At 33.0% G+C, this 22766-nt stretch carries 23 protein-coding genes, 2 tRNA genes, 1 other RNA gene and 1 other annotated feature; of the genes, 4 read left to right on the top strand and 22 right to left on the bottom strand.

The window, feature by feature from the left end; all coding sequences use genetic code 11:
• Positions 1-14 precede the first annotated feature (14 nt).
• The 3 genes from scfB to ACQY63_RS01865 form a co-directional block, all read right to left on the bottom strand.
• Positions 15-1376 (bottom strand): thioether cross-link-forming SCIFF peptide maturase, encoded by a 1362-nt coding sequence (gene scfB / locus ACQY63_RS01875; protein WP_022165932.1) that lies wholly within the window; start codon positions 1374-1376, stop codon positions 15-17.
• A gap of 81 nt (positions 1377-1457) precedes the next feature.
• Positions 1458-1598, bottom strand: coding sequence for a six-cysteine ranthipeptide SCIFF (gene scfA / locus ACQY63_RS01870; RefSeq protein WP_022165931.1), 141 nt, complete (start codon positions 1596-1598; stop codon positions 1458-1460).
• 92 nt (positions 1599-1690) lie between these two features.
• Positions 1691-2047 (bottom strand): TIGR04086 family membrane protein, encoded by a 357-nt coding sequence (locus ACQY63_RS01865; RefSeq protein WP_412622397.1) that lies wholly within the window; start codon positions 2045-2047, stop codon positions 1691-1693.
• A 261-nt stretch (positions 2048-2308) separates the two neighbouring features.
• Here ACQY63_RS01865 and ACQY63_RS01860 point away from each other — a divergent pair, with 261 nt between their 5' ends.
• Positions 2309-3607, top strand: coding sequence for an HlyC/CorC family transporter (locus ACQY63_RS01860; protein ID WP_022165930.1), 1299 nt, complete (start codon positions 2309-2311; stop codon positions 3605-3607).
• A gap of 172 nt (positions 3608-3779) precedes the next feature.
• Here the strand turns inward: ACQY63_RS01860 and ACQY63_RS01855 are convergent, their stop codons facing one another.
• The 5 genes from ACQY63_RS01855 to pyrB form a co-directional block, all read right to left on the bottom strand.
• Positions 3780-4157, bottom strand: a complete 378-nt coding sequence (locus ACQY63_RS01855; RefSeq protein WP_022165929.1) for a DUF2085 domain-containing protein — start codon at positions 4155-4157, stop codon at positions 3780-3782.
• Entirely contained in the window at positions 4147-4446 is a 300-nt protein-coding gene (locus tag ACQY63_RS01850; protein ID WP_412622394.1) for a zinc-ribbon domain-containing protein, read from the bottom strand. Before ACQY63_RS01850 ends, ACQY63_RS01855 begins: the two co-directional genes overlap by 11 nt.
• Positions 4447-4621: 175 nt before the next feature.
• Positions 4622-6148 (bottom strand): leucine-rich repeat protein, encoded by a 1527-nt coding sequence (locus ACQY63_RS01845; RefSeq protein WP_022165928.1) that lies wholly within the window; start codon positions 6146-6148, stop codon positions 4622-4624.
• Positions 6149-6466: 318 nt separating this feature from the next.
• Entirely contained in the window at positions 6467-6919 is a 453-nt protein-coding gene (locus ACQY63_RS01840; protein ID WP_022165927.1) for an aspartate carbamoyltransferase regulatory subunit, read from the bottom strand.
• Positions 6912-7829 (bottom strand): aspartate carbamoyltransferase, encoded by a 918-nt coding sequence (gene pyrB / locus ACQY63_RS01835; RefSeq protein WP_022165926.1) that lies wholly within the window; start codon positions 7827-7829, stop codon positions 6912-6914. Before pyrB ends, ACQY63_RS01840 begins: the two co-directional genes overlap by 8 nt.
• A gap of 117 nt (positions 7830-7946) precedes the next feature.
• On the opposite strand from pyrB, the gene ACQY63_RS01830 reads away from it, so the two are divergent.
• Positions 7947-8771 (top strand): purine-nucleoside phosphorylase, encoded by an 825-nt coding sequence (locus tag ACQY63_RS01830; RefSeq protein ID WP_022165925.1) that lies wholly within the window; start codon positions 7947-7949, stop codon positions 8769-8771.
• A 5-nt stretch (positions 8772-8776) separates the two neighbouring features.
• Here ACQY63_RS01830 and rnpB read toward each other — a convergent pair.
• The 5 genes from rnpB to ACQY63_RS01805 form a co-directional block, all read right to left on the bottom strand.
• Positions 8777-9120: RNase P RNA component class A (rnpB, locus tag ACQY63_RS01825), an RNA gene on the bottom strand.
• A 45-nt stretch (positions 9121-9165) separates the two neighbouring features.
• Positions 9166-10821: a nucleoside kinase gene (locus ACQY63_RS01820; RefSeq protein ID WP_290987966.1), complete on the bottom strand. Its 1656-nt coding sequence runs from the start codon at positions 10819-10821 to the stop codon at positions 9166-9168.
• Positions 10814-11494 carry a tRNA (adenine(22)-N(1))-methyltransferase gene (locus ACQY63_RS01815; RefSeq protein WP_022165606.1) on the bottom strand — a complete coding sequence of 227 codons (681 nt, stop codon included), beginning with the start codon at positions 11492-11494 and terminating at the stop codon, positions 10814-10816. Before ACQY63_RS01815 ends, ACQY63_RS01820 begins: the two co-directional genes overlap by 8 nt.
• An 8-nt stretch (positions 11495-11502) precedes the next feature.
• Positions 11503-13263 carry a DNA primase gene (gene dnaG, locus ACQY63_RS01810; RefSeq protein WP_428244628.1) on the bottom strand — a complete coding sequence of 587 codons (1761 nt, stop codon included), beginning with the start codon at positions 13261-13263 and terminating at the stop codon, positions 11503-11505.
• 20 nt (positions 13264-13283) lie between these two features.
• Positions 13284-14291 carry a deoxyguanosinetriphosphate triphosphohydrolase gene (locus tag ACQY63_RS01805; protein ID WP_022165608.1) on the bottom strand — a complete coding sequence of 336 codons (1008 nt, stop codon included), beginning with the start codon at positions 14289-14291 and terminating at the stop codon, positions 13284-13286.
• Positions 14292-14536: 245 nt separating this feature from the next.
• Between ACQY63_RS01805 and ACQY63_RS01800 the strand changes: the two genes are divergently transcribed.
• Positions 14537-14621, top strand: a tRNA-Leu gene (locus tag ACQY63_RS01800).
• A gap of 154 nt (positions 14622-14775) precedes the next feature.
• Positions 14776-14861, top strand: a tRNA-Leu gene (locus ACQY63_RS01795).
• A 40-nt stretch (positions 14862-14901) separates the two neighbouring features.
• On the opposite strand, the gene ACQY63_RS01790 is transcribed toward ACQY63_RS01795, so the two are convergent.
• The 9 genes from ACQY63_RS01790 to guaB form a co-directional block, all read right to left on the bottom strand.
• Positions 14902-14967: a hypothetical protein gene (locus ACQY63_RS01790; protein WP_428245270.1), complete on the bottom strand. Its 66-nt coding sequence runs from the start codon at positions 14965-14967 to the stop codon at positions 14902-14904.
• Complete coding sequence (locus ACQY63_RS01785; protein WP_428244627.1) at positions 14964-15161, bottom strand: hypothetical protein; 198 nt, start codon at positions 15159-15161, stop codon at positions 14964-14966. The genes ACQY63_RS01790 and ACQY63_RS01785 overlap by 4 nt, the downstream gene beginning before the upstream one ends.
• Before the next feature lie 387 nt (positions 15162-15548).
• Entirely contained in the window at positions 15549-15905 is a 357-nt protein-coding gene (gene rplT, locus ACQY63_RS01780; RefSeq protein WP_022165610.1) for a 50S ribosomal protein L20, read from the bottom strand.
• Positions 15906-15927: 22 nt separating this feature from the next.
• On the bottom strand, positions 15928-16125 hold the full coding sequence (rpmI, locus tag ACQY63_RS01775; RefSeq protein WP_022165611.1) for a 50S ribosomal protein L35: 198 nt from the start codon (positions 16123-16125) through the stop codon (positions 15928-15930).
• A 30-nt stretch (positions 16126-16155) separates the two neighbouring features.
• A complete protein-coding gene (infC, locus tag ACQY63_RS01770; RefSeq protein ID WP_022165612.1) occupies positions 16156-16650 on the bottom strand; it encodes a translation initiation factor IF-3 in 495 nt (164 codons plus the stop codon).
• Positions 16651-17039: 389 nt separating this feature from the next.
• Complete coding sequence (locus tag ACQY63_RS01765; protein WP_022165613.1) at positions 17040-17366, bottom strand: DUF1540 domain-containing protein; 327 nt, start codon at positions 17364-17366, stop codon at positions 17040-17042.
• A gap of 125 nt (positions 17367-17491) precedes the next feature.
• The gene (gene thrS / locus ACQY63_RS01760; protein WP_428244626.1) at positions 17492-19456 is read right to left on the bottom strand and encodes a threonine--tRNA ligase; all 1965 of its coding nucleotides are present in this window, start codon (positions 19454-19456) and stop codon (positions 17492-17494) included.
• A 98-nt stretch (positions 19457-19554) separates the two neighbouring features.
• Positions 19555-19753: a binding site (T-box leader), on the bottom strand.
• Positions 19754-19997: 244 nt separating this feature from the next.
• Positions 19998-21182: an FKBP-type peptidyl-prolyl cis-trans isomerase gene (locus ACQY63_RS01755; protein ID WP_428244625.1), complete on the bottom strand. Its 1185-nt coding sequence runs from the start codon at positions 21180-21182 to the stop codon at positions 19998-20000.
• A gap of 94 nt (positions 21183-21276) precedes the next feature.
• A complete protein-coding gene (guaB, locus tag ACQY63_RS01750) occupies positions 21277-22731 on the bottom strand; it encodes an IMP dehydrogenase (RefSeq protein WP_022165616.1) in 1455 nt (484 codons plus the stop codon).
• Between the last annotated feature and the right edge of the window lie 35 nt (positions 22732-22766).

Here is a 22766-nt window from a genome sequence, read left to right as displayed (position 1 = left end):
CTTTTACCTCTTTCTTAGTCAGCATCCGCTAAAGCTGCCTTTATCATTATTGAGCATTCCACTCTTTTTTTCTGCATTTCACAACCTATGTCATAGGCATCATTTATTGTACCGTGAAAATTGTATGAGTTTGCTGCACATCCACCACTACAATAAAATTTTGAAAAACAGTTTTTGCACTTTTCTTTTGAATATACGTTGCAATCACCAAATGTTTCAACTATATCGTTTCTAACGATTCCGTCATTTACATTCCCCATTAAGAAATCTTCATTGCCAACAAACTGATGACATGGATAAAAATCTCCCCAAGGTGTAACTGCTAAGTATTCCGTACCTGAACCACATCCTGATAATCTCTTATAAACACATGGTCCCTGATTTAAATCAATCATAAAATGGAAAAAGTTAAAGCCATTACCTTCTTTTTCCCTCTTAATATATTCAAGAGCTAATTTATCGTACTCTTCCATAATTTTAGGTAAATCTTCTTCTCTTATAGAGTATGAATCTTCCTCCGGTCCAACAACCGGTTCAATAGACATTTGTTTAAATCCTAAGTCTGCAAAATGCTTCACATCTTCAGAAAAATCTAAATTATCTCTTGTAAATGTACCTCTTACATAATAGTTTGTCTGATTTCGGCTATCTGCAAGTTTCTGAAACTTTGGAACAATAAGGTCATAACTACCTTTACCTGTTCTAAAAGGTCTCATTCTGTCATTTACTTCTTTTCTACCATCTAAACTTAAAACTACATTTGACATTTCTTTATTGAGATATTCCATTATCTCGTCATTTAATAAAACACCATTTGTAGTTAATGTAAATCTGAATTTCTTGTTATTTGGTTCTTCAAGTGAACGACCGTATTCAACTAACTGCTTTACAACATCCCAGTTCATTAATGGTTCGCCACCAAAAAAGTCAACTTCCAGATTAACTCTGTTTCCTGAATTTGCTACTAAAAAGTCTAAAGCTTTCTTACCCACTTCAAAACTCATTAATTCTCTACGGCCATGGTATTCACCTTCTTCTGCAAAACAATACTTGCATGCTAAGTTACAATCATGAGCTATATGTAAACATAGAGCCTTAACTACTGTCTGACGTGTTTCCTTAAACTTTTCTACGAAAGGCTGATATATATCCTCAGTAAACAACTGTCCATCTTTCTTCAACTGTTCAACTTCGTCAATAACTTCTCTTATCTCTTCTTCTTTGTACTTTGAGCTAAGTTCTGAAATTATAGCTTCAGCATCAAGTTTTTCAAACAATTCTATAACATCGTATGTAACATCATCAACAACATGAACCGCTCCACTGTTGACATCTAATACAATATTGTACCCATTGCTTTTATATTGATGAATCACTGTAATTTTCCTCCCTTTTTAACGCACTATAACAGAGTTGAGTGCTCAACTCTGTTATAGTGTAAAATAATCAATATTAAATTATTTGTTTTCGCAAGTCTGGTTTCCTACTGTACATGATGTCTTGCAAGCTGACTGACATGATGTCTGACATTCACCACAACCGCCTTTTTTCATTGTGTCCTTTAATGTTTTCTGATTTAATGTTTTGATATGTTTCATGGTTTTCCTCCAATACTTATTTGCGTAAAAAGATACTTACGCATAATTCTTATGGTATTATAACACATAAAACGTTTTTTTCAAACGTTTTTTTAGCTAACCATTCCTCCGAGGGTTCCACCCCCTACAGATGCCAGTACTAATTTTATAATTCCTATAGTTTCACTATTAATTTGACCGTTCACTATTATCGAAACTAAAACTATGACAACAGCATATATGAGACCTGATATGGCTCCCCACATAAACTTCCATTTATCCATAACTTTTCCTATTACATAACCTCCTGCAAAGGTAGCTATGACATATGTAGCAAGAATTAAAATTTGTATGGTGCTATAGGCTGGTGAGATTTTTAAAACAATAAATGCAACTGCTACTATTATCACAAAACTTACAATCATTTCTAAAAGTAAGTCTTTTAAAAAAGATAAAATAATTTTGTCCATTTTACTCCTTTTTTCATTTTTTCTTTATTTTATTACAGTGTCAAAATGCCTTATTCTACCTGTACTTTTTTAATAATGGTATTGACATTGAAAGACCGTAATCAGAATTTAGGTATTCTCCCCTCCAAATATTTTTATAATAAATTATATTTGTGGGCAATATAATTTATTACCAATTCTTGACTTTAACAGGTTCATTATGTAAAATCTTCCTTAACAAGTCAGGGACTTGAAATATTATTAATTTATAAGGAGAAAGTTATGGGACCCAGTGACATAGCTCTGCTATGCGTATTACTTATTTTATTATTATTCTCGGCGTTTTTTTCCTCAGCCGAAACAGCTCTTACCACTACTAACAAGGTAAGACTTAGAATGCTTGTGGAGGAAGGCAACAAACAAGCCATTATTCTTGATAAGATTTTAGGTAATTCAAGAAAAATGCTTAGTACAATTTTAATTGGAAATAATATTGTAAATATTGCCGCTTCTTCTTTAACAACAATTTTTATGCAAAGTGTTTTTAACGTAAGTTGGATTGTTAGTATTGGCGTTGGTATTCTTACACTTGTAATTATTATTTTCGGAGAAATTATTCCTAAGACAGTTGCCTCAATTTATGCTGATTCAATTGCTCTAGCTTATGCTAAACCAATTAATTTCTTTATGATTGTACTTACACCTATTATTTTTGTTTTAAATTTATTCTCAAGTTTATTCTTAAAACTTTTTAGAGTTAATGTTAATTTAAATTCTAAATCAATTACTGAAGATGAACTTAGAACTTTAGTTGGTGTTAGTCAGGAAGAAGGCATAATTGAAGAAGACGAAATGGATATGATTAACAACGTTTTCGATTTTGGTGATACATGTGCTAAAGATATTATGATACCAAAAGTTGACATTACAATGGTTCCTTTGGATATTACCTATAATGATTTATTAAAAGTCATTAGAAAAGACAAATTCACAAGAATGCCTGTTTACAAGGAAGATTCAGATAACGTAATCGGTATTATAAATATTAAAGACATGATGTTAATGGGTGTTAATCCTAATAATTTCGATATAACAAAAATCATGCGTGAGCCATACTTCACTCACGAAAAAGAAGAATTAAATGACCTTCTTATGGAAATGAGAAATAAAGAACCGGGCATGTGTATCGTTTTAGATGAATATGGTCAAACTGAAGGCCTTATTACTTTAGAAGATATTGTGGAAGAAATTATTGGCGATATACATGATGAATTCGACGAAGCTGAGGAACAGGTTATCAGACCTGTTGGCGAAAACGAATATATTGTTGAAGGTTCTATTAACCTTGATGATTTTAATGACCAGTTAGGCACCGAAATTGACTCAGAAGATTATGAATCATTAGGTGGTCTTATTATTGAACATCTTGACCGCCTTCCTAATAAGGGTGACAGTGTTGTAATTGATAATTGCAAATTAACAGTTATAAAAATGGACGAAAAACGAATTGACTTAGTAAAGGTTGTTGTCACTCCTAAAGAAGATGAAACAACTGAATACGATACGGAAAATGAGGAATAAACAATAAGCATTTGCTTCTTGAATCGTACCATTATATTTTTTTCTATTTGAACAAATATAATTGTACGCTTTTATGCAATAATAGACTATCATTACACAAAAAAGGAATTGGCGATTGCCAATTCCTTTTTCTTTCTATAGTATCTTGAAACTTTCAAAACGCCTCATTCTTTTATCTTAATTTTCTGCCGTATTCAAATCCTATCATTAGGCAATATTTAGTTGAAACAATAAATATCATCATTAATGCCGTTCCAAACAAAAAACCTGTTATTACACGTCTTGTATTTGTACTTTCGTATTTTGTTTTTGCCTGAATAACGCCGTCAATTATTAGTGGGCATAAAAGTGCAACCCAAACACATATATGAATATTTATTAGAAAATAACATCCAAATATTGCACATATCATACCAGCAAGTTCACCTGTACATCTTGCGCATATTGGAAACTGTTTTCCTTTATAGAAAAAAGAACGATCTGAACGTCTATGGCAGCCAAAAATAATTGGTAGCCATTTATAAAACCACTGTTTCATTTTATACGCCAAAAGCTACTCCTGCTCCAACTCCAACAACAACCATTATTATGTACCATAATACTGAAACGCAAACACTAACTAATGCTCCGATTCCTGCTGCTTTTGAATTTTTAGGCTTAGTATCTCTCCATACCAAAAACAAAATCAATCCTACAATTGGAATACAACATCCTAACAATCCCCATCCTATGCTTCCTGTATCATCAGAAGCCGGCTGATTATTATCTGTTGCCACTCCACAATTAGGACATACAACTGCCAAATCATCAATTTCTTTTCCACAATTTTTGCAATACATTTCTTCATCCTCCGTATTTCATAATTTTCTCATTTAGTATATCAATATACTATTTTAGCGGCAATACATTTTGAGCTTTTTGTCATTTTTTGTTACATTTTTACAAACAATGTAATAAATATTTTTATAAATAAAAGTCTTAGTATAATATCCTATGTAAATCGCTACAAACAGTTTATTTAACTATTACTTTGCACTTGGCTTTTTTCCCACCGTCTTTTGTTCTTACCACAATGTAGCATTTTCCTTTTTTTAGTGCCTTTACTTTTCCCTTTGACACTTTTGCGATTTTTTTATTTGTAGTTTTCCATGTCACCATTTTATTTGTAGCCTTGCTAGGTGTAATAGTATATTTAAGTTTATATTTTTTGCCCTTCTTTAACACTAATTTCTTTTTATTAAGTTTTATTTTTTTAACAGAACGAACAGGTGTAGGCATACCAATGCATGTTCTACGTGGCTCAATGTACTCTTGCTTTTTGTATAAATTATAGTTGCTCCAACTATTTTTGTATTTGTTGGAATACCATATTACAACATCATCTTTACCTAAAACAAATTTGCCCAAATCATTTGGTTTATTTCCGCAAAAAGTAACTTTTTCTAAATTACTGCAATTATTAACTGCTCCATCTTCAACTTTTGTAACAGTTATTGGGAATTTTATTCGTTGTATGTTTTTATTTTCGCAAAAAGTATTTTTTGCAATTGTTTTAACACCTGTTTTTACTATAACTTCTATGCCTTGCATTGCAGCTGGATAACATAAAAGGTGTGTTTTGTCCTTATTAAAAAGCATACCATTTTCACTGGCATATTTTTTATTTTTACTGTCTAATGTTATCTTTTCCAAAGATGTGCAGCCTGCAAAACAAGAACTAACACTTGCATTTTTGCCATTAATTCCTTCAACCATATTTCCGTCATTTGTTTCTGCAAGGGATTCAACAGTTGATGGAATTGCTATTTCTTTAAGGCTTTTACAATTAGAAAATGCATATATGCCTATACTTTTTGTTCCATTAGGAATTACAATATCCTTCAAACTTTCACAGCCACTAAAGGCACATACACCAATGCTTTCAAGGCTTTCAGGTATATTAATACTTTCAAGGCTACTACAGCCTTCAAAGACTCCATCACTTAAATCTTTAATACCATTAGCAATGCTTACCCTTTTCAGATTTTCGCATTTGCTAAACACTTTTCTGCCTAAATATTTTACATGCTCAGGTATAACAAATTCTGCTACGTTTTTACCTCTTGGATACAAAAGAATTACTTCTTTGTTTTTGCTATATAAAACTCCATCTTTGCTGGAAAATTCACTGTTATTTTCATCAACAATAATATTTTTCAAGTTGTCGCATCCATTAAAACAAGGAAATGCTTCCCTTGAATTGCTTTCAATATTTTTTATATTCTCAGATAGTGTAATATTCTTTAATGTTTTGCAGTCTGTAAATGTATCTTCTCCAATGGATACAACTTTCTTTCCATCGATTACTGCTGGTACAACCACATCTTCTTCTGTGCCTGTGTACTTCATTATGTATACATTTTCGCCATTTACAACATACTCCCAATTTGATGATGTTAAGGTTTCATTCTCTGTAGCCCTAACTCCTGATAGCAACATTACTATCATTGAAAAAGATAATAACGCACTAATTAAAATTTTTGAATTTAATTTTGCCTTCATATTCTTACCTCCAACTTTGTTTTCTATACTTATATTCATTACATTTATGCTTAATAAACACAATGTCATTTTATAATTTTAGTATTTTTATCCTCCCTCCCAATTTATTTTATAAGCAACTGTCACAATAAATTATATCAGTATAAAATAACACTTAATTAAATTTTTCTTTTCATAAATACTATAACATACTTTCACCTGTTTTTTCACTTTTGGGATAAACGGTACTTTTTTTGGAATGAACGACACTTTTTTCTCTAAAAAAAGAAATCACCGTCAGAAACAGTGATTTCTTCTTGAAATAGTTTATATTAAATTCTATTTACTTTTAATATTCTCCCATAACTTACCCTGCTGCTCTTCACAATACTGGCAACTATAGAGACCATTCTTCTTGTCTGTTAAAATAAATACGTCATCAAGTTCCTGCTCAATTGATGTGATGCATCTTGGGTTCTTGCAATGTAAAACATTTACGATTTTTTCTGGAAGTTTAACTTCTCTTTTTTCAACCAGCTTTCCATCCTTGATAATATCAATTGTAATGTTATGGTCTACAAATCCTAATACGTCAAAATCAACAATATCATCTAATGAACCTTCAACCTTGATAATGTCTTTCCTGCCCATTTTTCCACTGCGGGCATTTTTTATAATTGCCACCTGACAATCTAACTCATCTAAATTCAAATAATGACAAATTGCCATTGCTCTTCCTGCCTGAATGTGGTCTAATACAAAACCGTTGTTTATTGAATCAATGTTAAGCATCCTTTACCTCCAATAATGTTAAAATAAGTGCCATTCTTACATACACTCCATATTGTGCCTGTTTAAAATATACTGCTCTAGGATCCTTGTCCACTTCAACAGAAATTTCATTTACTCTAGGCAATGGATGAAGTACAAGCATGTCTTCTTTTGCCATTTTCATTTTCTTCTTATCAAGTACAAAACTGTCTTTTAATCTGATATAGTCTTCTTCGTTAAAGAATCTTTCTTTTTGTACTCTTGTCATATATAATAAATCTAACTCGCCAATAACATCTTCTAATTTGGCAACTTCCTTATATTCTGCTCCGGCTGCCTCAATTCTCTCAATGATGTATTTTGGTACTTTTAATTCCGGTGGAGAAATAAGAACAAACTTCACATTGTCATATCTTAATAATGCATTGATTAATGAATGTACTGTTCTACCAAATTTCAAGTCGCCACACAATCCAATGGTGATGTTGTTTAATCTTCCCTTTAAAGATTTAATAGTTAACAAATCAGTTAATGTCTGTGTTGGATGCTGATGTCCACCATCCCCTGCATTAATTACAGGTATTGAAGAATTGTTTGCTGCTACTAAAGCTGCTCCTTCCTTTGGATGTCTCATTGCCACAATATCCGCATAGCATGAAACAATTCTAATTGTATCTGCCACACTCTCGCCTTTTGAAGCCGAACTTGATGTTGCTTCTGAGAATCCAAGAACGCTACCGCCTAAATTAAGCATTGCCGCTTCAAAACTTAAACGTGTTCTTGTACTTGGTTCATAGAACAATGTTGCTAACTTTTTGCCTTTACAAGCTTCTTTGTACTTTTCTGGGTTTTTCTCAATGTCATTGGCAAGACTTAATAACTTGTCTATTTCTTCTACTGAAAAATCCAGAGGATTAATTAAATATCTCATTTCACCCTCCAAAACTATTTATTTTTCGCTATTAAGATGATACATTATAGACAATGAATATTCAAGGTTATACACAATATTTTTAGACATTTTTTTGCACTTTTTATGGAGGATATTATGATTAATGATTTAGACATATTAGAAACTTATATCAACATTATTAAGAAACAGACTTCCCTAGTACCTGATATAGCAATTATATTAGGTTCAGGTCTTAATTCTTTTATAAAAATGGTTAATATAGATGCTGAGATTTCCTATTCTTCTTTACCTGATTTTCCTACCTGCACTAACAAAATGCATAAAGGACGTTTTATTATAGGAACTATTGAAAATAAAAATGTAATTATTGCAGATGGCAGACTGCACTACTATGAAGGTTACACTCCTAAACAGGTTATTATGCCTGTTCGTATAATGAAACTTCTAGGGGCAAAAACACTTGTTATTACAAATGCTGCCGGTGGAATAAATGAGAATTTTGAACCAGGGGATTTTATGGTTATAAAAGACCAGATTTCTTCATTTGTACCTTCTCCATTACGTGGATATAACATTGAAGAATTAGGACCTCGTTTTCCAGACTGTTCAAACATATACGACACTGACTTAAGAAATCTCCTTAAGGAATGTGCAGCTAATCTTAATATTCCTATAAAAGAAGGAGTTTATCTTCAAACTCAGGGGCCAAACTACGAAACTCCTGCAGAAATAAAAATGTACAAACTGCTCGAAGCTGATGCTGTGGGTATGAGCACCTCAATGGAGGCAATATGTGGAAGTCATTGTGGATTAAAAATTTGTGGTTTAAGTTGTATCACCAACAAAGCTGCCGGTCTTTCTGATAATAAACTTTCTGACGATGAGGTAATTGAAATAGCTTCAAAATCCGCTAACGATTTCTGCAGACTTTTGTTTAATTTTATAAAGAAATTAGATTAACAATAAAAATGAGTAAGGCTGTAAGCCGGGTTATGTCTTGGATAATCATCTATCTAGGCTAAATGTTGCCACTTAGCTCAAGCAACCTACCCGAAAGCTGGCGGGCAACCAATACTTTCTGCTCGGTCTTGCTTCGGATGGGGTTTACACTGACCTTTAATGTTACCATTAAAGCGGTAGTCTCTTACACTACCATTTCATCCTTACCATTGCTGGCGGTTTAATTTCTGTTGCACTTTCCTGGGAGTCACCTCCACCGGCCGTTAGCCGGCATCCTGCCCTGCGAAGCCCGGACTTTCCTCTCCTGCGTCCTTTCGGCAATAGCAGCAGCGATTATCTACCTTACTCACAATTATCTAAATTATCATACTTTAAAAATTAATTCAATACTTATCTAAACAGGAAATACACTTCCTCCAACAAATTCACTTAATATTGAATTACTTGGAACATTTTCTTTTGGTATTCCCAAAATATAATCTAAGAACTTAAGAAGTCTCTTTGCCTCTAAATATTCCTCTGTATCTTTTGGTACGCCAAACAATTTAGGTTCTGCAAAAACTTTTAACACTGATAATTCATAAACCATTGCAGAATTAAATATTGCATCGGCACTATCCTGAAATGGAAAAATATATTTTTCCTCTCCTAGTCTTACCTTGTTCCATCTTTCAATAGATGTTTTAGCTGATATATTTCTTGTTCTGCTGTCTCTTACAATTCTTCTAAGTAATCTTAAATCAGAAGATGAAATTCTATTATGTTCATCAACATTTATAGGTGTTAATGCGCTAACTCCTATTCTGTATTTTTTCTCTTCAGGAATACTGTAAGATAACTTGTCATTTAAACAGTGTATGCCCTCAATTATTAAAACCGAATCATCTGTGAGAGTTATTGTCTTTCCATTAAACTCTCTCTTTCCTGTTACGAAATTAAACTCGGGCATCTCTACTGTCTCACCATTTGCAAGCTTAGTTATATGGTCATTAAATAACTCAATATCAACAGCTTCTAAAGCTTCAAAATTAAGTTCACCATTTTCATCCTTTGGAGACTCTTCTCTGTTTACAAAATAGTTATCTGTAGATATTATTTGTGCCTGAAGTCCCTGCGCCATAAGCTGTATTGCAAGTCTATGAGCAAAAGAAGTTTTGCCTGAAGATGAAGGGCCTGCAATTAGCACAACCTTAGCTTCTTCCCTTGACGCAATATCTGATGCGATGTCTGCAATTTTCTTTTCCTGTAAAGCTTCCTGCATCATCATAATATCGTTAATTGAACCATCTACTATTTTGTCGTTAATTTCTCCTATTGTTGAAACACCTAACTTTTCCGCCCACTTTTCTGATTCCTCTAAAGCTTTGACAACTTTGTTTTGAGGTGTAAACTCTGGCACATGTTTTGGAGATTCTTTTACCGGCATTTGAAGTACAAAACCTTCGTTATATGGGATTAATTTATAATATTTAAGAATACCTGTAGAATATGCCATATAACCGTAAAAATAATCCTCAAAACCTTCCATTTTGTAAATTTTTACAGATGAAGCTCTTCTGTATTTAAACAAATTAACCTTATCCTTCATTCTGTATCTTTTAAACTTACTGATGGCTCTGCCTGTTGACATAACCTCTTTTGTTATAAGCATGTCACGTTTAGCCAGACTATCCATTTCAGTTTTTAATTTTCTTAAAAACTCGTTGTTAATCTGTATGCCGCCATTTATTTTACAGTAATAGCCTTTGCTGACAGAATACTCTACCGAAATATCATCAAAGGCACTATGGTCTGCTATTTTGTAAAAGGCTTTTATCATCATAAAAACCATGCTTCTTCTATAACATTCCATACCAATATGATTTGCTGTTGTAATAAAAGATACCTTGCTGTTATCGATTAAAACTTTTGACAATTCACAAAGTTTTCCATTGCACACTGCAAGTATAATGTCATTTTCATAATAGTCACCAAAATCCTTCGCTATTTCGTACAAAGTGGTTCCGTCTTCATATTCGTATACAACATTTGAAATTTCCACATCAATCATAATATTTTCTACCTTCCTGATTCATTTCTAAAATTTCCTCAACCTTGTGCAAATTATCACTTTTTTCTTTTTTCATATTTTCTGCAATTTTAGAAAACTTTTTATACTCTTTTTCCAAATATTCTTTTAAAACAGGATTTCTATTTTCCAAAAGTAATTTGCCATATTCTAATTGAACTTTTGAATAATCATTTTCTGTTTTATCACATTTCAGAGCTTTTATTACCGTATAATATTTTCCAACATCAAATACCATGGCTTCATCAACAATCTGCCAGTTATTTTCTAACAGATATTTTCTTACCAAATCGACTCTTTTATGGGGAGACAGGACTAATTCTTTTATTCCTTTTATGCTCTTTCCATTTTCAAGTATTGATACAATCAAATCGCCACCCATACCGGCTATGACTGCGGTATCAATCATATTATCCTTTAGCTTTTCCATGCCATTTGAAAGAATTGTTATTATTTTTTGCTCAAGACCTTTTTCCTTAATATGTTTGTTTGCAATGTCTAAAGGTCCCTGATTGATGTCCATGGCATACGCCTTATCTGTTATGTTTTCTTCCACCAGATAAATAGGCACATACCCATGGTCTGTGCCTATATCTGCAATTATATTTCCTTTTGTAACCATACCGGCTACTGTCTGCAATCTTTTTGATAACATATATTTTCCTAACTTAATGTAATGTGTATTTTTTGTAACATACTTTGTTCTTTTATAATATTCTGAAGGTCAGAAATATCTGTAGCGTTTCTTGCCCTGTAATCAAGACTTTCTTTTTTTATTTTATGAACAGCATCATTAATTGCTCTCTCCTGCTCATCAAGGCTTAAATTAGCCCTAATTGGAGAAACAAATAACTGGGCAACCTTCTTATGTTCTTCTTCATCTTCAAAATAATTCATTATCTGTGCAGGTTTTCCCTGACCGCTCTCCATCTGTTCCCAAAACAGTGATGCCACCTTATTGTAAAAAGGGTCTACAAAATCTTTTGGCGAGATAACCTGAGCCACTTTCATAAACCAATTATTTTTATCAAGTAAATATGCCAGCAAAATTCTTTGAGCACTTATTGGTGCATCTTCTTTCTTTGTCTGCTTTGAAACTGCAGGCTCCTTTTCAACTTTTTCTTCTTTTCCAACATAAGTAAGACCAATCTTTTTAACTAATTTAGACAAACCTTCTTTTGGAATTTTGAAAATAGAACAAACAGAATCTAAATAATTGTCTCTTTCTATTTCGTCTTTAAATTCCAACAGCATTTCAGCTACCTGCTTGTGGAAAGCTGTTTTTTCCTGTGGATCATTTAAATTGTATTTCTTCTGTTCCTGCTCAACCTGGAATATAAAGAAATTAGTTGCATTCTTAATTCTTTCTTCGTAAGCATCCCTGCCTAATGCCTTTATAAACTCATCAGGATCTTTGTAGGGTTTCATGTTAAGAACTTTTATTGCAAGCCCTGCATCCCTTAAATAAGGAATTGCTCTTAATGCTGCCTTAATACCTGCCTCGTCACTGTCAAAAGTTAAAACAACTTCCTTGACGTATCTTTTTATTAAAGTTGCATGTCTTTGTGTAAAAGCTGTTCCAAGGGCTGCAACTGCATTGTTAAAACCTGCCTGATGTAAACTAATAACATCCATGTAGCCTTCACAAATTAAGAAATAATCTTTTCTGGAAGACCTGGCAACATTTAGTCCATAAAGGTTTCTGCTCTTATCAAAAACTTTGGTTTCCGGAGAATTTAAGTATTTTGGCTTTGCATCTCCCATAACTCTTCCACCAAAAGCAATAACCCTGTTATTTGCATCCATAATCGGAAACATTACACGATTCCAAAACTTGTCTGTAACACCTCTTTTTTCATCGTAAGTAAACAAGCCTGTTTCACGTAATTCATTATCATTATAGCCTTTTTTCTTTAAATACATATAGAGATTGTTACTGTATTTATCAGAATAGCCTAAGCCAAATTTGACAATAATCTCATCTGATAACTGACGTCCCTTTAAGTAATTATATGCAAGTTTTCCTCTGTCTGATTTTAGAAGATAGTGAAAATACTTGGCTGCTTCTGTGTTAATTTCTATTATTTTTGTTTTTAAATCTTTTTCTCTTCTCTGCTCTTTTGAGTATTCCATCTTCGGAAGTTCAACTCCGGCTCTATTAGCCAAAACTTCCATTGCCTCAATAAAGGTGTAATTTTCATATTTCATCAAAAAAGATATTACATTTCCACCTTCACCACATCCAAAACAATAATACATCTGTTTATTAGGAGACACAGAAAAAGAAGGTGATTTTTCGTTATGAAAAGGACAAAGTCCAAAATATGAGCTTCCCTTTTTTTGTAATTTTACATAATCACCTATTACTTCTACTATATCGTTTTCAGTTCTTACCTGCTCTATAATATCTTCTGAATAAAACAATTTTTCCTCCGTAAGCTATTTTAAAGTTCCCAAGACTTTGGAATAAATATTTTCTTAAAAGCAGCAACAGAATACTGGTCACTCATTCCTGCTATGTAATCACACACCACCTGCTCTTTGTTCTCACCTTTTTCATTAATAAGGTATTTATATTCAGGTGGTAAATATTCTATGTTGTCTAAGTAATAATAAAATAGTTGTTTTAACATTTCTTTTACTTTTATTTCTTCTATTTTTGCAACCGGATTGGTATATACACTCTCAAACATATATTGTCTAAGCCCCATCATTGCTTCCTCTATCTCTTGGGACATTAATATATCCGGCTTATCATAGCTATTCTTCACTATATCGTGAACTAAAGTGTTTAATCGTTCTTTTGTAGACTTTCCTAAAATCTCTGTATAAGCCTTAGGAATATCATTTTCAGTTATGATTTTGCCTCTTATGGCATCATCTATGTCGTGATTAATATAGGCAATCTTATCTGACAGTCTTACAACCTTGCCTTCTAAAGTATGTGGAGTACCTGACGTTCTGTGATTAAGTATTCCATCACGAACTTCTTTTGTAAGATTAAGTCCTAAACCATTATTTTCTAAAACTTCAACCACTCTGATACTTTGCTTTGCATGTGCAAAACCTAATGAACAGACTTTATTTAAAGTTCTCTCTCCTGCATGACCAAATGGTGTATGACCTAAATCATGTCCCAAAGCAATTGCTTCAGTTAAATCCTCATTTAAATCTAAGGACTTTGAAATAGTTCTTGCAATCTGAGACACTTCCAATGTGTGGGTTAATCTTGTTCTATAATGATCTCCCATTGGTGCCAGAAAAACCTGTGTTTTGTGTTTCAGTCTTCTAAAAGCCTTACAATGTATAATTCTGTCCCTATCTCTTTGATAGACAGTTCTTATGTCACATTGAGCCTCTTCTCTGTCCCTACCCATACTCTCACAGCTCTTCGCTGCGTAAAGACTTAAATATTCCATTTCCATTTTTTCATTTTTCTCTCTGATATTCATAATATACCTCCGAAAAATGTGCCATCCTTAAACAATACTTAATTTAAATCATTAAATTTCCGTTATAAGCCTGCTTGCAAAAAAATTCCCTAGTTAATAGTAATTATACAACAAAAACACACTTTATAAAAGAGCTGCTTCAAAGCCTTAATAAAATCTTTTTTTAATTTTTTCATCTTTTTTGTAAAAAATTGTTGACACACTTAAAAACACATGGTATTATATGTCTTGCGTTTGAAACGTATGCGGAAGTGTCGGAACTGGCAGACGAGCAAGACTAAGGATCTTGTGATCAATGCGATCGTGTGGGTTCAAGTCCCATCTTCCGCATTTTATTTTTTTGTTACCTTGAGTTATCAAGGTATTTTTTTTGCTTATTTTTAAGTATATTAACATATTTGTACTTGCTTTTATTAATATTTACTCTTGATATTTTCTCTAAAATGTAGTAAATATTTATATGAATCAAACACTAATATGCTTGGCAGCTATGGCGGAATTGGCATACGCGCATGATTCAGGTTCATGTCCATATTACCTTGGGTGTGGGTTCAAGTCCCACTAGCTGCATAATAAGAGTTGTTATAACTCAAAAAGCCACAGCTATTTTTTAGCTGTGGCTTTCGTTTAAATCAGAAGATACAGTATACACATTATCGTCTCCCTTAACCATCATATAATAAAGCGTTGAATCATACGGATTGACACTTCCAAAATAAATTCGTAGTTTTTACCATTTGAATCTGTTACAGTAATGTTATTTGTACTTCCTGTAATTTCTTCGTTCTTTTTGGTAAATCCATAATCCTTTATATCACTGGGACTGCTTATTTTATCAGAAGCATCAATTTCCACTAATTTTGATAGCATTTCAGAGTTTATTGTACTTCTGCTTACATTTACTGATGAATCACTTTCTATGGTCCATTTTCCACCATTATTTGTTAATTTCGTGTTTTTCTTTCTTTTTCACATGACTATCCATCAAAAAATATCCACCTACGAAAACTACAAGCAAAACAATTACAACTATAACTTGCCCAGGCTTAATTAGATGTAACAACTCCGGCAAGTAAATTAACAAAAATCGTAATAACAACTATAATTGCTATAAAGCTGCCGCTGAAGCTTCGTTACCGGCGCGTGCCTATTTAGCAACATTTTTCCATTCGTGCAAGTACCCATCCATAGTGGAACGTTTCTTATTACACAAAAAAAGAAGACCTTTCGGTCTTCTTTTTATAAGAATAATAAAACTTATGCTAATTTTCCTTTAGCTACGTCTACTAATTTTGCAAATCCTTCTGCATCATTAACAGCCATTTCAGCTAACATTTTTCTGTTCATTTCAACTCCAGCAAGCTTAAGTCCATACATGAACTTGCTGTATGAAAGACCATTGATTCTAGCTGCAGCATTGATTCTTGCAATCCATAACTGTCTGAACTGTCTCTTTCTCTGCTTTCTACCTGCGTATGAGCTTGTTAATGCTCTCATAACAGACTGCTTAGCTACTCTGTACTGTTTTGATCTAGCTCCTCTATAACCTTTAGCTAGCTTTAATACTCTATTATGTTTCTTTTTAGCGTTCATTCCGCCTTTAATTCTTGCCATTTCTTCTTCCTCCTACTTCAGATTATAAATAAGGTAAAATCTTCTTCATATTCTTTACATTTGTAGCATCAGTTGTTGTTGCTTTTCTAAGATTTCTCTTTCTCTTAGCTGTCTTCTTTGTTAAGATATGTGATTTGTAAGCTTTATTTCTTTTAAGCTTTCCTGTTCCTGTCTTTTTAAAACGTTTTGCAGCTGCTCTGTTTGTCTTAATTTTTGGCATGATTAATTCCTCCTTAAATATGTTAAAAGCTTAACGCTTTTTTTCTAAAAACATTGTCATGTTTCTGCCTTCAAGTTTTGCCGCCTTGCTTACCTGAGCAATATCCTCAAGCATCTTTGCAAAGTCGTCTAAAACATGTGCACTACTACCTATATGAGCCATTTCTCTTCCTCTAAAGCGTAAAGTTACTTTGACCTTATCACCTTTTGTGATAAATTTTCTAGCATTGTTTGCCTTAGTCTTTAAATCATTCATTTCAACGTTTGGTGAAAGTCTGATTTCCTTAGTTTCAACAACATGCTGTTTCTTCTTTGCTTCTTTTTCTCTCTTCTGTTGCTCATATCTGAACTTTCCATAGTCCATGATCTTGCATACAGGAGGTTTCGCCTTTGGAGCAATTTTGATGAGGTCAAGTTCTGCTTCGTCAGCTAATTTCTGAGCATCTCTGGCAGACATAACTCCCAACTGTTCTCCATCTGTTCCAATTACGCGGACTTCTCTGTCTCTAATCTGTCCGTTGATCATTAACTCGCTAATAGTATTGCACCTCCATAAATAATTCTTTATGATAGCAGACTATCAAAAAAGTGGATAATCTGCACAGACTATCCACTAAATAATTTCAAAATTAATATTAAACCTCGATTCGCCTTTGCGTCTGGGTGAGAGTGGATAACTCTGCTTTCTTTTCTCAACAGACAATATGTTATCATTTATGAATAACATTGTCAACAACTTTTTAAAAAAATTACAACTTTTATGAAAATTCTAACTTTTTAGATATTTCTAATTAATTTACAATTTCCAAAATTTATATTTTTTATTTTACCCAACCTAGATTATAACACATATTTATCAAAAAATTATAGGTAAAACATTATAGAAATAATTTTTTTAAAATATTTCTTTTTAACTTAGCAGGTACATTCAAAACTACAACATTCTGTTTGGCTCTGGTGTGTTGCACCATTTCCATCAATTGTAATTTCCTTTGCGTGACACATACAATTATCATTATAAGTGCAATGTACCGCATCGCATTTTACGTCCATTTTTGTTTCCGGACCGCAGTTACAATGCTCAACTGTATTTGTCATACTGTTAGTTTTTTCTCTAAAATCTTCACAATATGTGGCATCCATAATTGTGGCATCTGTACCTCCAATTTGTATACCATCCTTGCAGCATTTTGAACTTTTGTTAAAATAACAATTTTTAACATCACAATTTAAAACAGTCATAAAAAACCTCCATACTATTTATTTTCGGAAAACCGATTATTAATAGTATGGAGATTTCTTTTACTTCTATTCAAAAAGCCTAAATACTTTTTTTAACAAAAATCTTATTTTTCTATTTTTGTTTATTATTTTTGATTTTCTTTGAACTCTTCTTTTCTAATTTCTTTTGTATCAATTTCCTTGCAAATCTGATTAATGAAATCATCAAGAGGTTTTACACCTTCATCGCCTGCAAATCTGCTTCTTACTGAAACAGTACCGTCTTCTTCCTCCTGCTGTCCAACAACTAACATGTATGGAAGTTTATCAAGACGTGCTTCACGAATCTTGTAACCAATCTTTTCTGAACGTGAATCTACAGTTACATCTACATGTCTTTCCTTTAATGCCTTTGCTACTGACTGAGCATATTCTTCATATTTTTCTGAAATAGGAAGAACTCTTACCTGTTCAGGGCATAACCATGTTGGGAACTTACCTGCATATTTTTCAATTAACCATGCTAAAGTTCTTTCATAACATCCCATAGATGTTCTGTGAATAATGTATGGTCTAACTTTTTCACCGTTCTGATCCACATAGTACATATCAAACTGTTCAGCTAATAAAGCATCCCACTGAATTGTAATCATTGTATCTTCTTTTCCGTATACATTCTTTGCATTAATATCTACCTTAGGTCCATAGAAAGCTGCTTCTCCAACGTCTTCTGTGTAGTTTATACCAAGTTCGTCTAAGATATTTCTAATATCCTGTTCTGTTTCATTCCAAACATCTGCATCACCAATGTATTTTTCCTTGTTTTCAGGATCCCATTTTGACAGATGATATGTTACATCTTCTTCAACACCTAATGTTTCCAAACAATATTTTGCAAGTGCAAGACAACCCTTGAATTCTTCTACCATCTGATCAGGACGAACAATTAAATGTCCTTCTGAAATTGTAAACTGACGTACACGTGTTAATCCGTGCATTTCTCCTGAATCTTCATTTCTAAATAATGTAGATGTTTCACTGTATCTACATGGCAAATCTCTATATGATTTCTGACTTGCTTTATATACATAATACTGGAATGGACATGTCATAGGACGAAGAGCAAGAACTTCTTTGTCATTTTCCTTATCTCCTAACACAAACATTCCATCTGTATAATGATCCCAATGTCCTGAAATCTTGTATAAGTCTGACTTAGCCATAAGTGGAGTCTTTGTTCTCATGTAGCCCCATTCATTATCCTCTAAGTCTTCAATCCATCTTTGCATTTTCTGAATCATCTTTGTACCCTTTGGAAGCAACAAAGGTAATCCCTGACCAATAACATCTACAGTTGTAAATAATTCCATTTCACGACCAAGCTTGTTGTGATCTCTGTTCTTCTGGTCTTCTAACATTTCAAGATATTCATTTAAAGCATCTTTGTTGTCAAATGCTGTTCCATAAATCCTCTGAAGTCTTGCATTGTCTGAATCACCTCTCCAATATGCCATTGATGATGATGTAAGCTTAAATGCCTTAATTGGCTTTGTGCTCATAAGATGTGGGCCTGCACAAAGGTCTACAAACTCACCTTGACTATAAAATGAAATTGTTGAATCTTCAGGTAAATCTTTAATTAACTCTACCTTGTATGGTTCATTTCTATCTTCCATATATTTAATTGCATCTTCTCTTGGGAGTGTAAATCTTTCAAGTCTTGCTCCTGACTTGATAATTTTCTTCATTTCTTTTTCGATTTTATCTAAATCTTCTCTTGAAAATGGTTCACTGTCAAAATCATAATAGAAACCATCATCAATTGAAGGTCCAATTGCTAATTTAGCTTCAGGGAAAAGATTTTTAACAGCTTCTGCTAATACATGTGATGCTGTATGTCTATAAGCAGCCTTACCTGCTTCATCTTTAAATGTTAAAATATTTAATGTACAGTCCTTATCAATAGTTGTTCTTAAATCTACAACTTCTCCATCTACTTCTCCTGCACATGCAGCTCTTCCTAATCCTCCTGAAATATCAAAAGCTATATCGTTTACTGTCATTGCTTCTGAATATTCTCTTACTGATCCATCTTTTAATGTAATTTTCATGTTTCCTACTTATGGCCTTGCCATATTTCTCCTTTCTGTTTTGACGTAAAACATAAACATTTTTTTCAAAAAGAAAAGTCCCTGTTTATGTTTCCATAAACAGGGACGTATTATGCGCGGTTCCACCCTGATTGCTTTCAAAACAAAAGCCTCTCATTTGGACTATAACGGAGTCACCGGGCTTGATTAGAGCCACTCCAAGGTAGTCTTCAATTATCTTTCTGTAAGATGTTTCCAGCCTAGACATCTCTCTCTGTAACCCTCCGGATAACCTACTGTCCTCTTCAACGTTTTATTCAGTATAAGTATCTTCCTAAGACACTCTCTACTTTTCCCATTATAACATTCAATAATAAGTTGTCAACAAAAGTTTTTATTAATTTTCAAAAATCTTTTTCTTTGTTTTTTCTTTATAGGAAAATCTCTTTCCACGACTTTTTTGCATTAATTTTGGCAAGCTTTTACACCTGCCAAAATCAATATATATTACCAATACCCTTTGGATTTTAAGAATTTCCGATGATTTTCATATTACATAAAATTATTTTCTTACTTTATAAGAATATTTAATTTTTGCATTTTTGAAAACGTAATTCTGTGCTTTATCTAATAAAACAACTTCTTTGATTTCCTCTTTAGTATAAAGCTTTTTCATCTCTTCTACACTATCCAAATTTGCATCTGCGTATGAATTTTCGTACTGTTCTTCAATTTCGTCGTTACTAGCAGTTAATTTTAAGTCCTTTACAAGTTGCCACATTAATAATTCAGACTTTAATTCTGTCTTATAATTCTCCTGCATAGTCTTGTCATCTAAACCTTCTCTCTTCTTATATTCATCAAGAGAAAGGCTTTCATATTCAGCCTGAGCTTCTGCACCACCATTCATTGAATCAATTACTTCCTGCTGTAATTTTGATGGAATAGCTTTCAAATTAACTTTTTCCAAAGCCTTCTGCCATAATTCCGGCTTGATAATTTCTTCTTTGATGTATTCCAAAATCCATTCGTTGTATTCTTTTACAGTTGAAATTCCACGTTCTTCGTAATAATTGTCTTTTACCCATTTATCAGTAATTTTGTTTCTTGTCAACTTATTAACTGATGTAATTTTCAACTTAAATACAACTGTTTTACTGCTATAATCTTTATTTGCTAACGAAAAATCATTAACTTCCTTATTATTTTTTACTTCAACAGTAACTGTTTCGCCACTCTTATGACCTGTAAGTTTGTCTGAAAAAGTCTTTGTAAGTCCTTCATTTGAACTTAAAATATTAATATCCTGCTCTTCTCCTGACAAATCATCTACTTTCTTGTTGTCAACATAAGCTACTCTGTTATATTCTACCTGATCAGTTTCTTTTGCAGCTCTATTAACAACTTCATATTCATCTGTATCTTCATATACAGATTCATCCCACATGTCCTGTGTTAATTCATATGTAAGCCCCTTAACATCGCCAACTGAAATGTAATCTTCAGTTTTTATTCCAAGGTCCTTATCCACATCTGACTTTGGTTTCATAACCTTTGCCCAATAAACAACAACTGCAAAAACAATAATAATAACAACAATTATCCCAGGTACCAACAATCTTTTAGATAAAGGTTTCTTTTCTACCTGTTCAGGTTCTACTGCTTTCACTTTTAATATTTTTTTCTTTTCCGTTGTAGTATTTTCGTTATTAACAATTTCATCTTTCTTTTCGTTCTTGTTTTCCACCGTCTTCTCTCCTTTATGCATAATAAGAAAGAATCTTTATAATAAAGATTCTTTCTTATTCTATCACATATTTAAAAAATAATATACGTTTTTATTAACTTTCTGTTGTATAGTTTGGTGCTTCCTTTGTAATATGAATGTCATGTGGATGACTTTCTTTCAATGAAGCTGCTGAAATCTTAACAAACTTACCTGTTTCTTTTAATGTTTCAACATCCTTTGCACCACAATATCCCATACCTGAACGAAGTCCACCCATAAGCTGGAATACTGTATCTTCAATACTTCCCTTATAAGCAACACGGCCTTCAACACCTTCAGGTACAAGTTTCTTTGCATTAGACTGGAAATATCTGTCTTTGCTACCATTTTCCATAGCAGCGATACTTCCCATTCCTCTATATACTTTATATTTACGTCCCTGGAATATTTCAAAATCTCCAGGTGCTTCATCACAACCTGCAAACATTGAACCCATCATACAAACGCTACCACCTGCAGCGATTGCCTTAACAATGTCACCTGAGAACTTAATACCACCATCAGCGATAATTGGAACACCATATTCCTTAGCTGCTTCATAACAATCCATAATTGCTGTAACCTGTGGTACACCGATACCTGCAACTACACGAGTTGTACAAATTGAGCCAGGTCCAATACCAACCTTAACTGCATCAGCTCCTGCTTCAATAAGATCTCTTGTAGCAGCACCTGTTGCAACGTTTCCTGCAATTACCTGTAAATCAGGGAATTCTGATTTAATCATCTTTAATGTTTTGAAAATATTTGCTGAATGACCATGAGCTGAGTCAATTACAACAACGTCAACCTTAGCGTCAACTAAAGCTCTAACTCTATCCATAACGTTTGCAGTGATACCTACAGCAGCCCCACAAAGTAATCTTCCCTGTGCATCTTTTGCTGATAAAGGATACTTAATCTGCTTTTCAATATCCTTAATTGTAATTAAACCAACTAAGTTAAAATCATCATCTACTAATGGTAATTTTTCTTTTCTTGATTTTGCCAAAATTGCCTTTGCTTCTTCAAGAGTTACTCCGGCCTTTGCTGTAATAAGACCTTCTGTTGTCATTGAATCCTTAATAAGCTTTGTTTCATCTGTTTCAAATTTAAGATCACGGTTAGTAATAATACCTACTAACTTCTTTCCTACTACAATTGGAACACCTGAAATTCTGAATTTTGCCATTAAGTCATTTGCATCTTTAAGTGTATGTTCCGGAGATAAATAGAACGGATCAGTGATGACACCGTTTTCAGAACGTTTAACCTTATCTACCTCATCTGCCTGCTGTTCAATAGTCATATTCTTATGAATGATACCAATTCCACCTTGTCTTGCCATTGCAATTGCCATTCTGTGTTCTGTAACTGTGTCCATTCCGGCACTCATCATAGGAATGTTTAATTTGATCTTCTTTGTTAAATGTGTAGATAAATCTACCATATTAGGTGTCACTTCTGAATACTGTGGTACCAAAAGCACATCATCAAATGTAATTCCTTCGCCAATAATTTTACCCACTGATTCTTTCCTCCTTATTCTATCGTATAATTAAA

The sequence above is a fragment of the Eubacterium sp. Marseille-QA0814 genome, from assembly GCF_965119675.1.
Lineage (GTDB): Bacteria > Bacillota > Clostridia > Lachnospirales > Lachnospiraceae > Eubacterium_G.
Note: the sequence above shows the minus strand (reverse complement) of the source record. Positions and strands in the feature narration are given on the sequence as shown.

What these genes read in the sequence shown, in the direction of transcription:
- ACQY63_RS01845 (WP_022165928.1), bottom strand. Translation starts at nt 6,148, where the DNA reads ATGAAGGCAAAATTAAATTCAAAAATTTTAATTAGTGCGTTATTATCT.
- infC (WP_022165612.1), bottom strand. Translation starts at nt 16,650, where the DNA reads ATGATCAACGGACAGATTAGAGACAGAGAAGTCCGCGTAATTGGAACA.
- pyrB (WP_022165926.1), bottom strand. Translation starts at nt 7,829, where the DNA reads ATGAGATATTTAATTAATCCTCTGGATTTTTCAGTAGAAGAAATAGAC.
- rpmI (WP_022165611.1), bottom strand. Translation starts at nt 16,125, where the DNA reads ATGCCAAAAATTAAGACAAACAGAGCAGCTGCAAAACGTTTTAAAAAG.
- ACQY63_RS01830 (WP_022165925.1), top strand. Translation starts at nt 7,947, where the DNA reads ATGATTAATGATTTAGACATATTAGAAACTTATATCAACATTATTAAG.
- ACQY63_RS01785 (WP_428244627.1), bottom strand. Translation starts at nt 15,161, where the DNA reads ATGCTATCAAAATTAGTGGAAATTGATGCTTCTGATAAAATAAGCAGT.
- ACQY63_RS01860 (WP_022165930.1), top strand. Translation starts at nt 2,309, where the DNA reads ATGGGACCCAGTGACATAGCTCTGCTATGCGTATTACTTATTTTATTA.
- ACQY63_RS01840 (WP_022165927.1), bottom strand. Translation starts at nt 6,919, where the DNA reads ATGCTTAACATTGATTCAATAAACAACGGTTTTGTATTAGACCACATT.
- ACQY63_RS01820 (WP_290987966.1), bottom strand. Translation starts at nt 10,821, where the DNA reads ATGATTGATGTGGAAATTTCAAATGTTGTATACGAATATGAAGACGGA.
- ACQY63_RS01865 (WP_412622397.1), bottom strand. Translation starts at nt 2,047, where the DNA reads ATGGACAAAATTATTTTATCTTTTTTAAAAGACTTACTTTTAGAAATG.
- scfA (WP_022165931.1), bottom strand. Translation starts at nt 1,598, where the DNA reads ATGAAACATATCAAAACATTAAATCAGAAAACATTAAAGGACACAATG.
- rplT (WP_022165610.1), bottom strand. Translation starts at nt 15,905, where the DNA reads ATGGCAAGAATTAAAGGCGGAATGAACGCTAAAAAGAAACATAATAGA.
- ACQY63_RS01805 (WP_022165608.1), bottom strand. Translation starts at nt 14,291, where the DNA reads ATGAATATCAGAGAGAAAAATGAAAAAATGGAAATGGAATATTTAAGT.
- thrS (WP_428244626.1), bottom strand. Translation starts at nt 19,456, where the DNA reads ATGAAAATTACATTAAAAGATGGATCAGTAAGAGAATATTCAGAAGCA.
- ACQY63_RS01850 (WP_412622394.1), bottom strand. Translation starts at nt 4,446, where the DNA reads ATGTATTGCAAAAATTGTGGAAAAGAAATTGATGATTTGGCAGTTGTA.
- ACQY63_RS01765 (WP_022165613.1), bottom strand. Translation starts at nt 17,366, where the DNA reads ATGACTGTTTTAAATTGTGATGTTAAAAATTGTTATTTTAACAAAAGT.
- ACQY63_RS01815 (WP_022165606.1), bottom strand. Translation starts at nt 11,494, where the DNA reads ATGTTATCAAAAAGATTGCAGACAGTAGCCGGTATGGTTACAAAAGGA.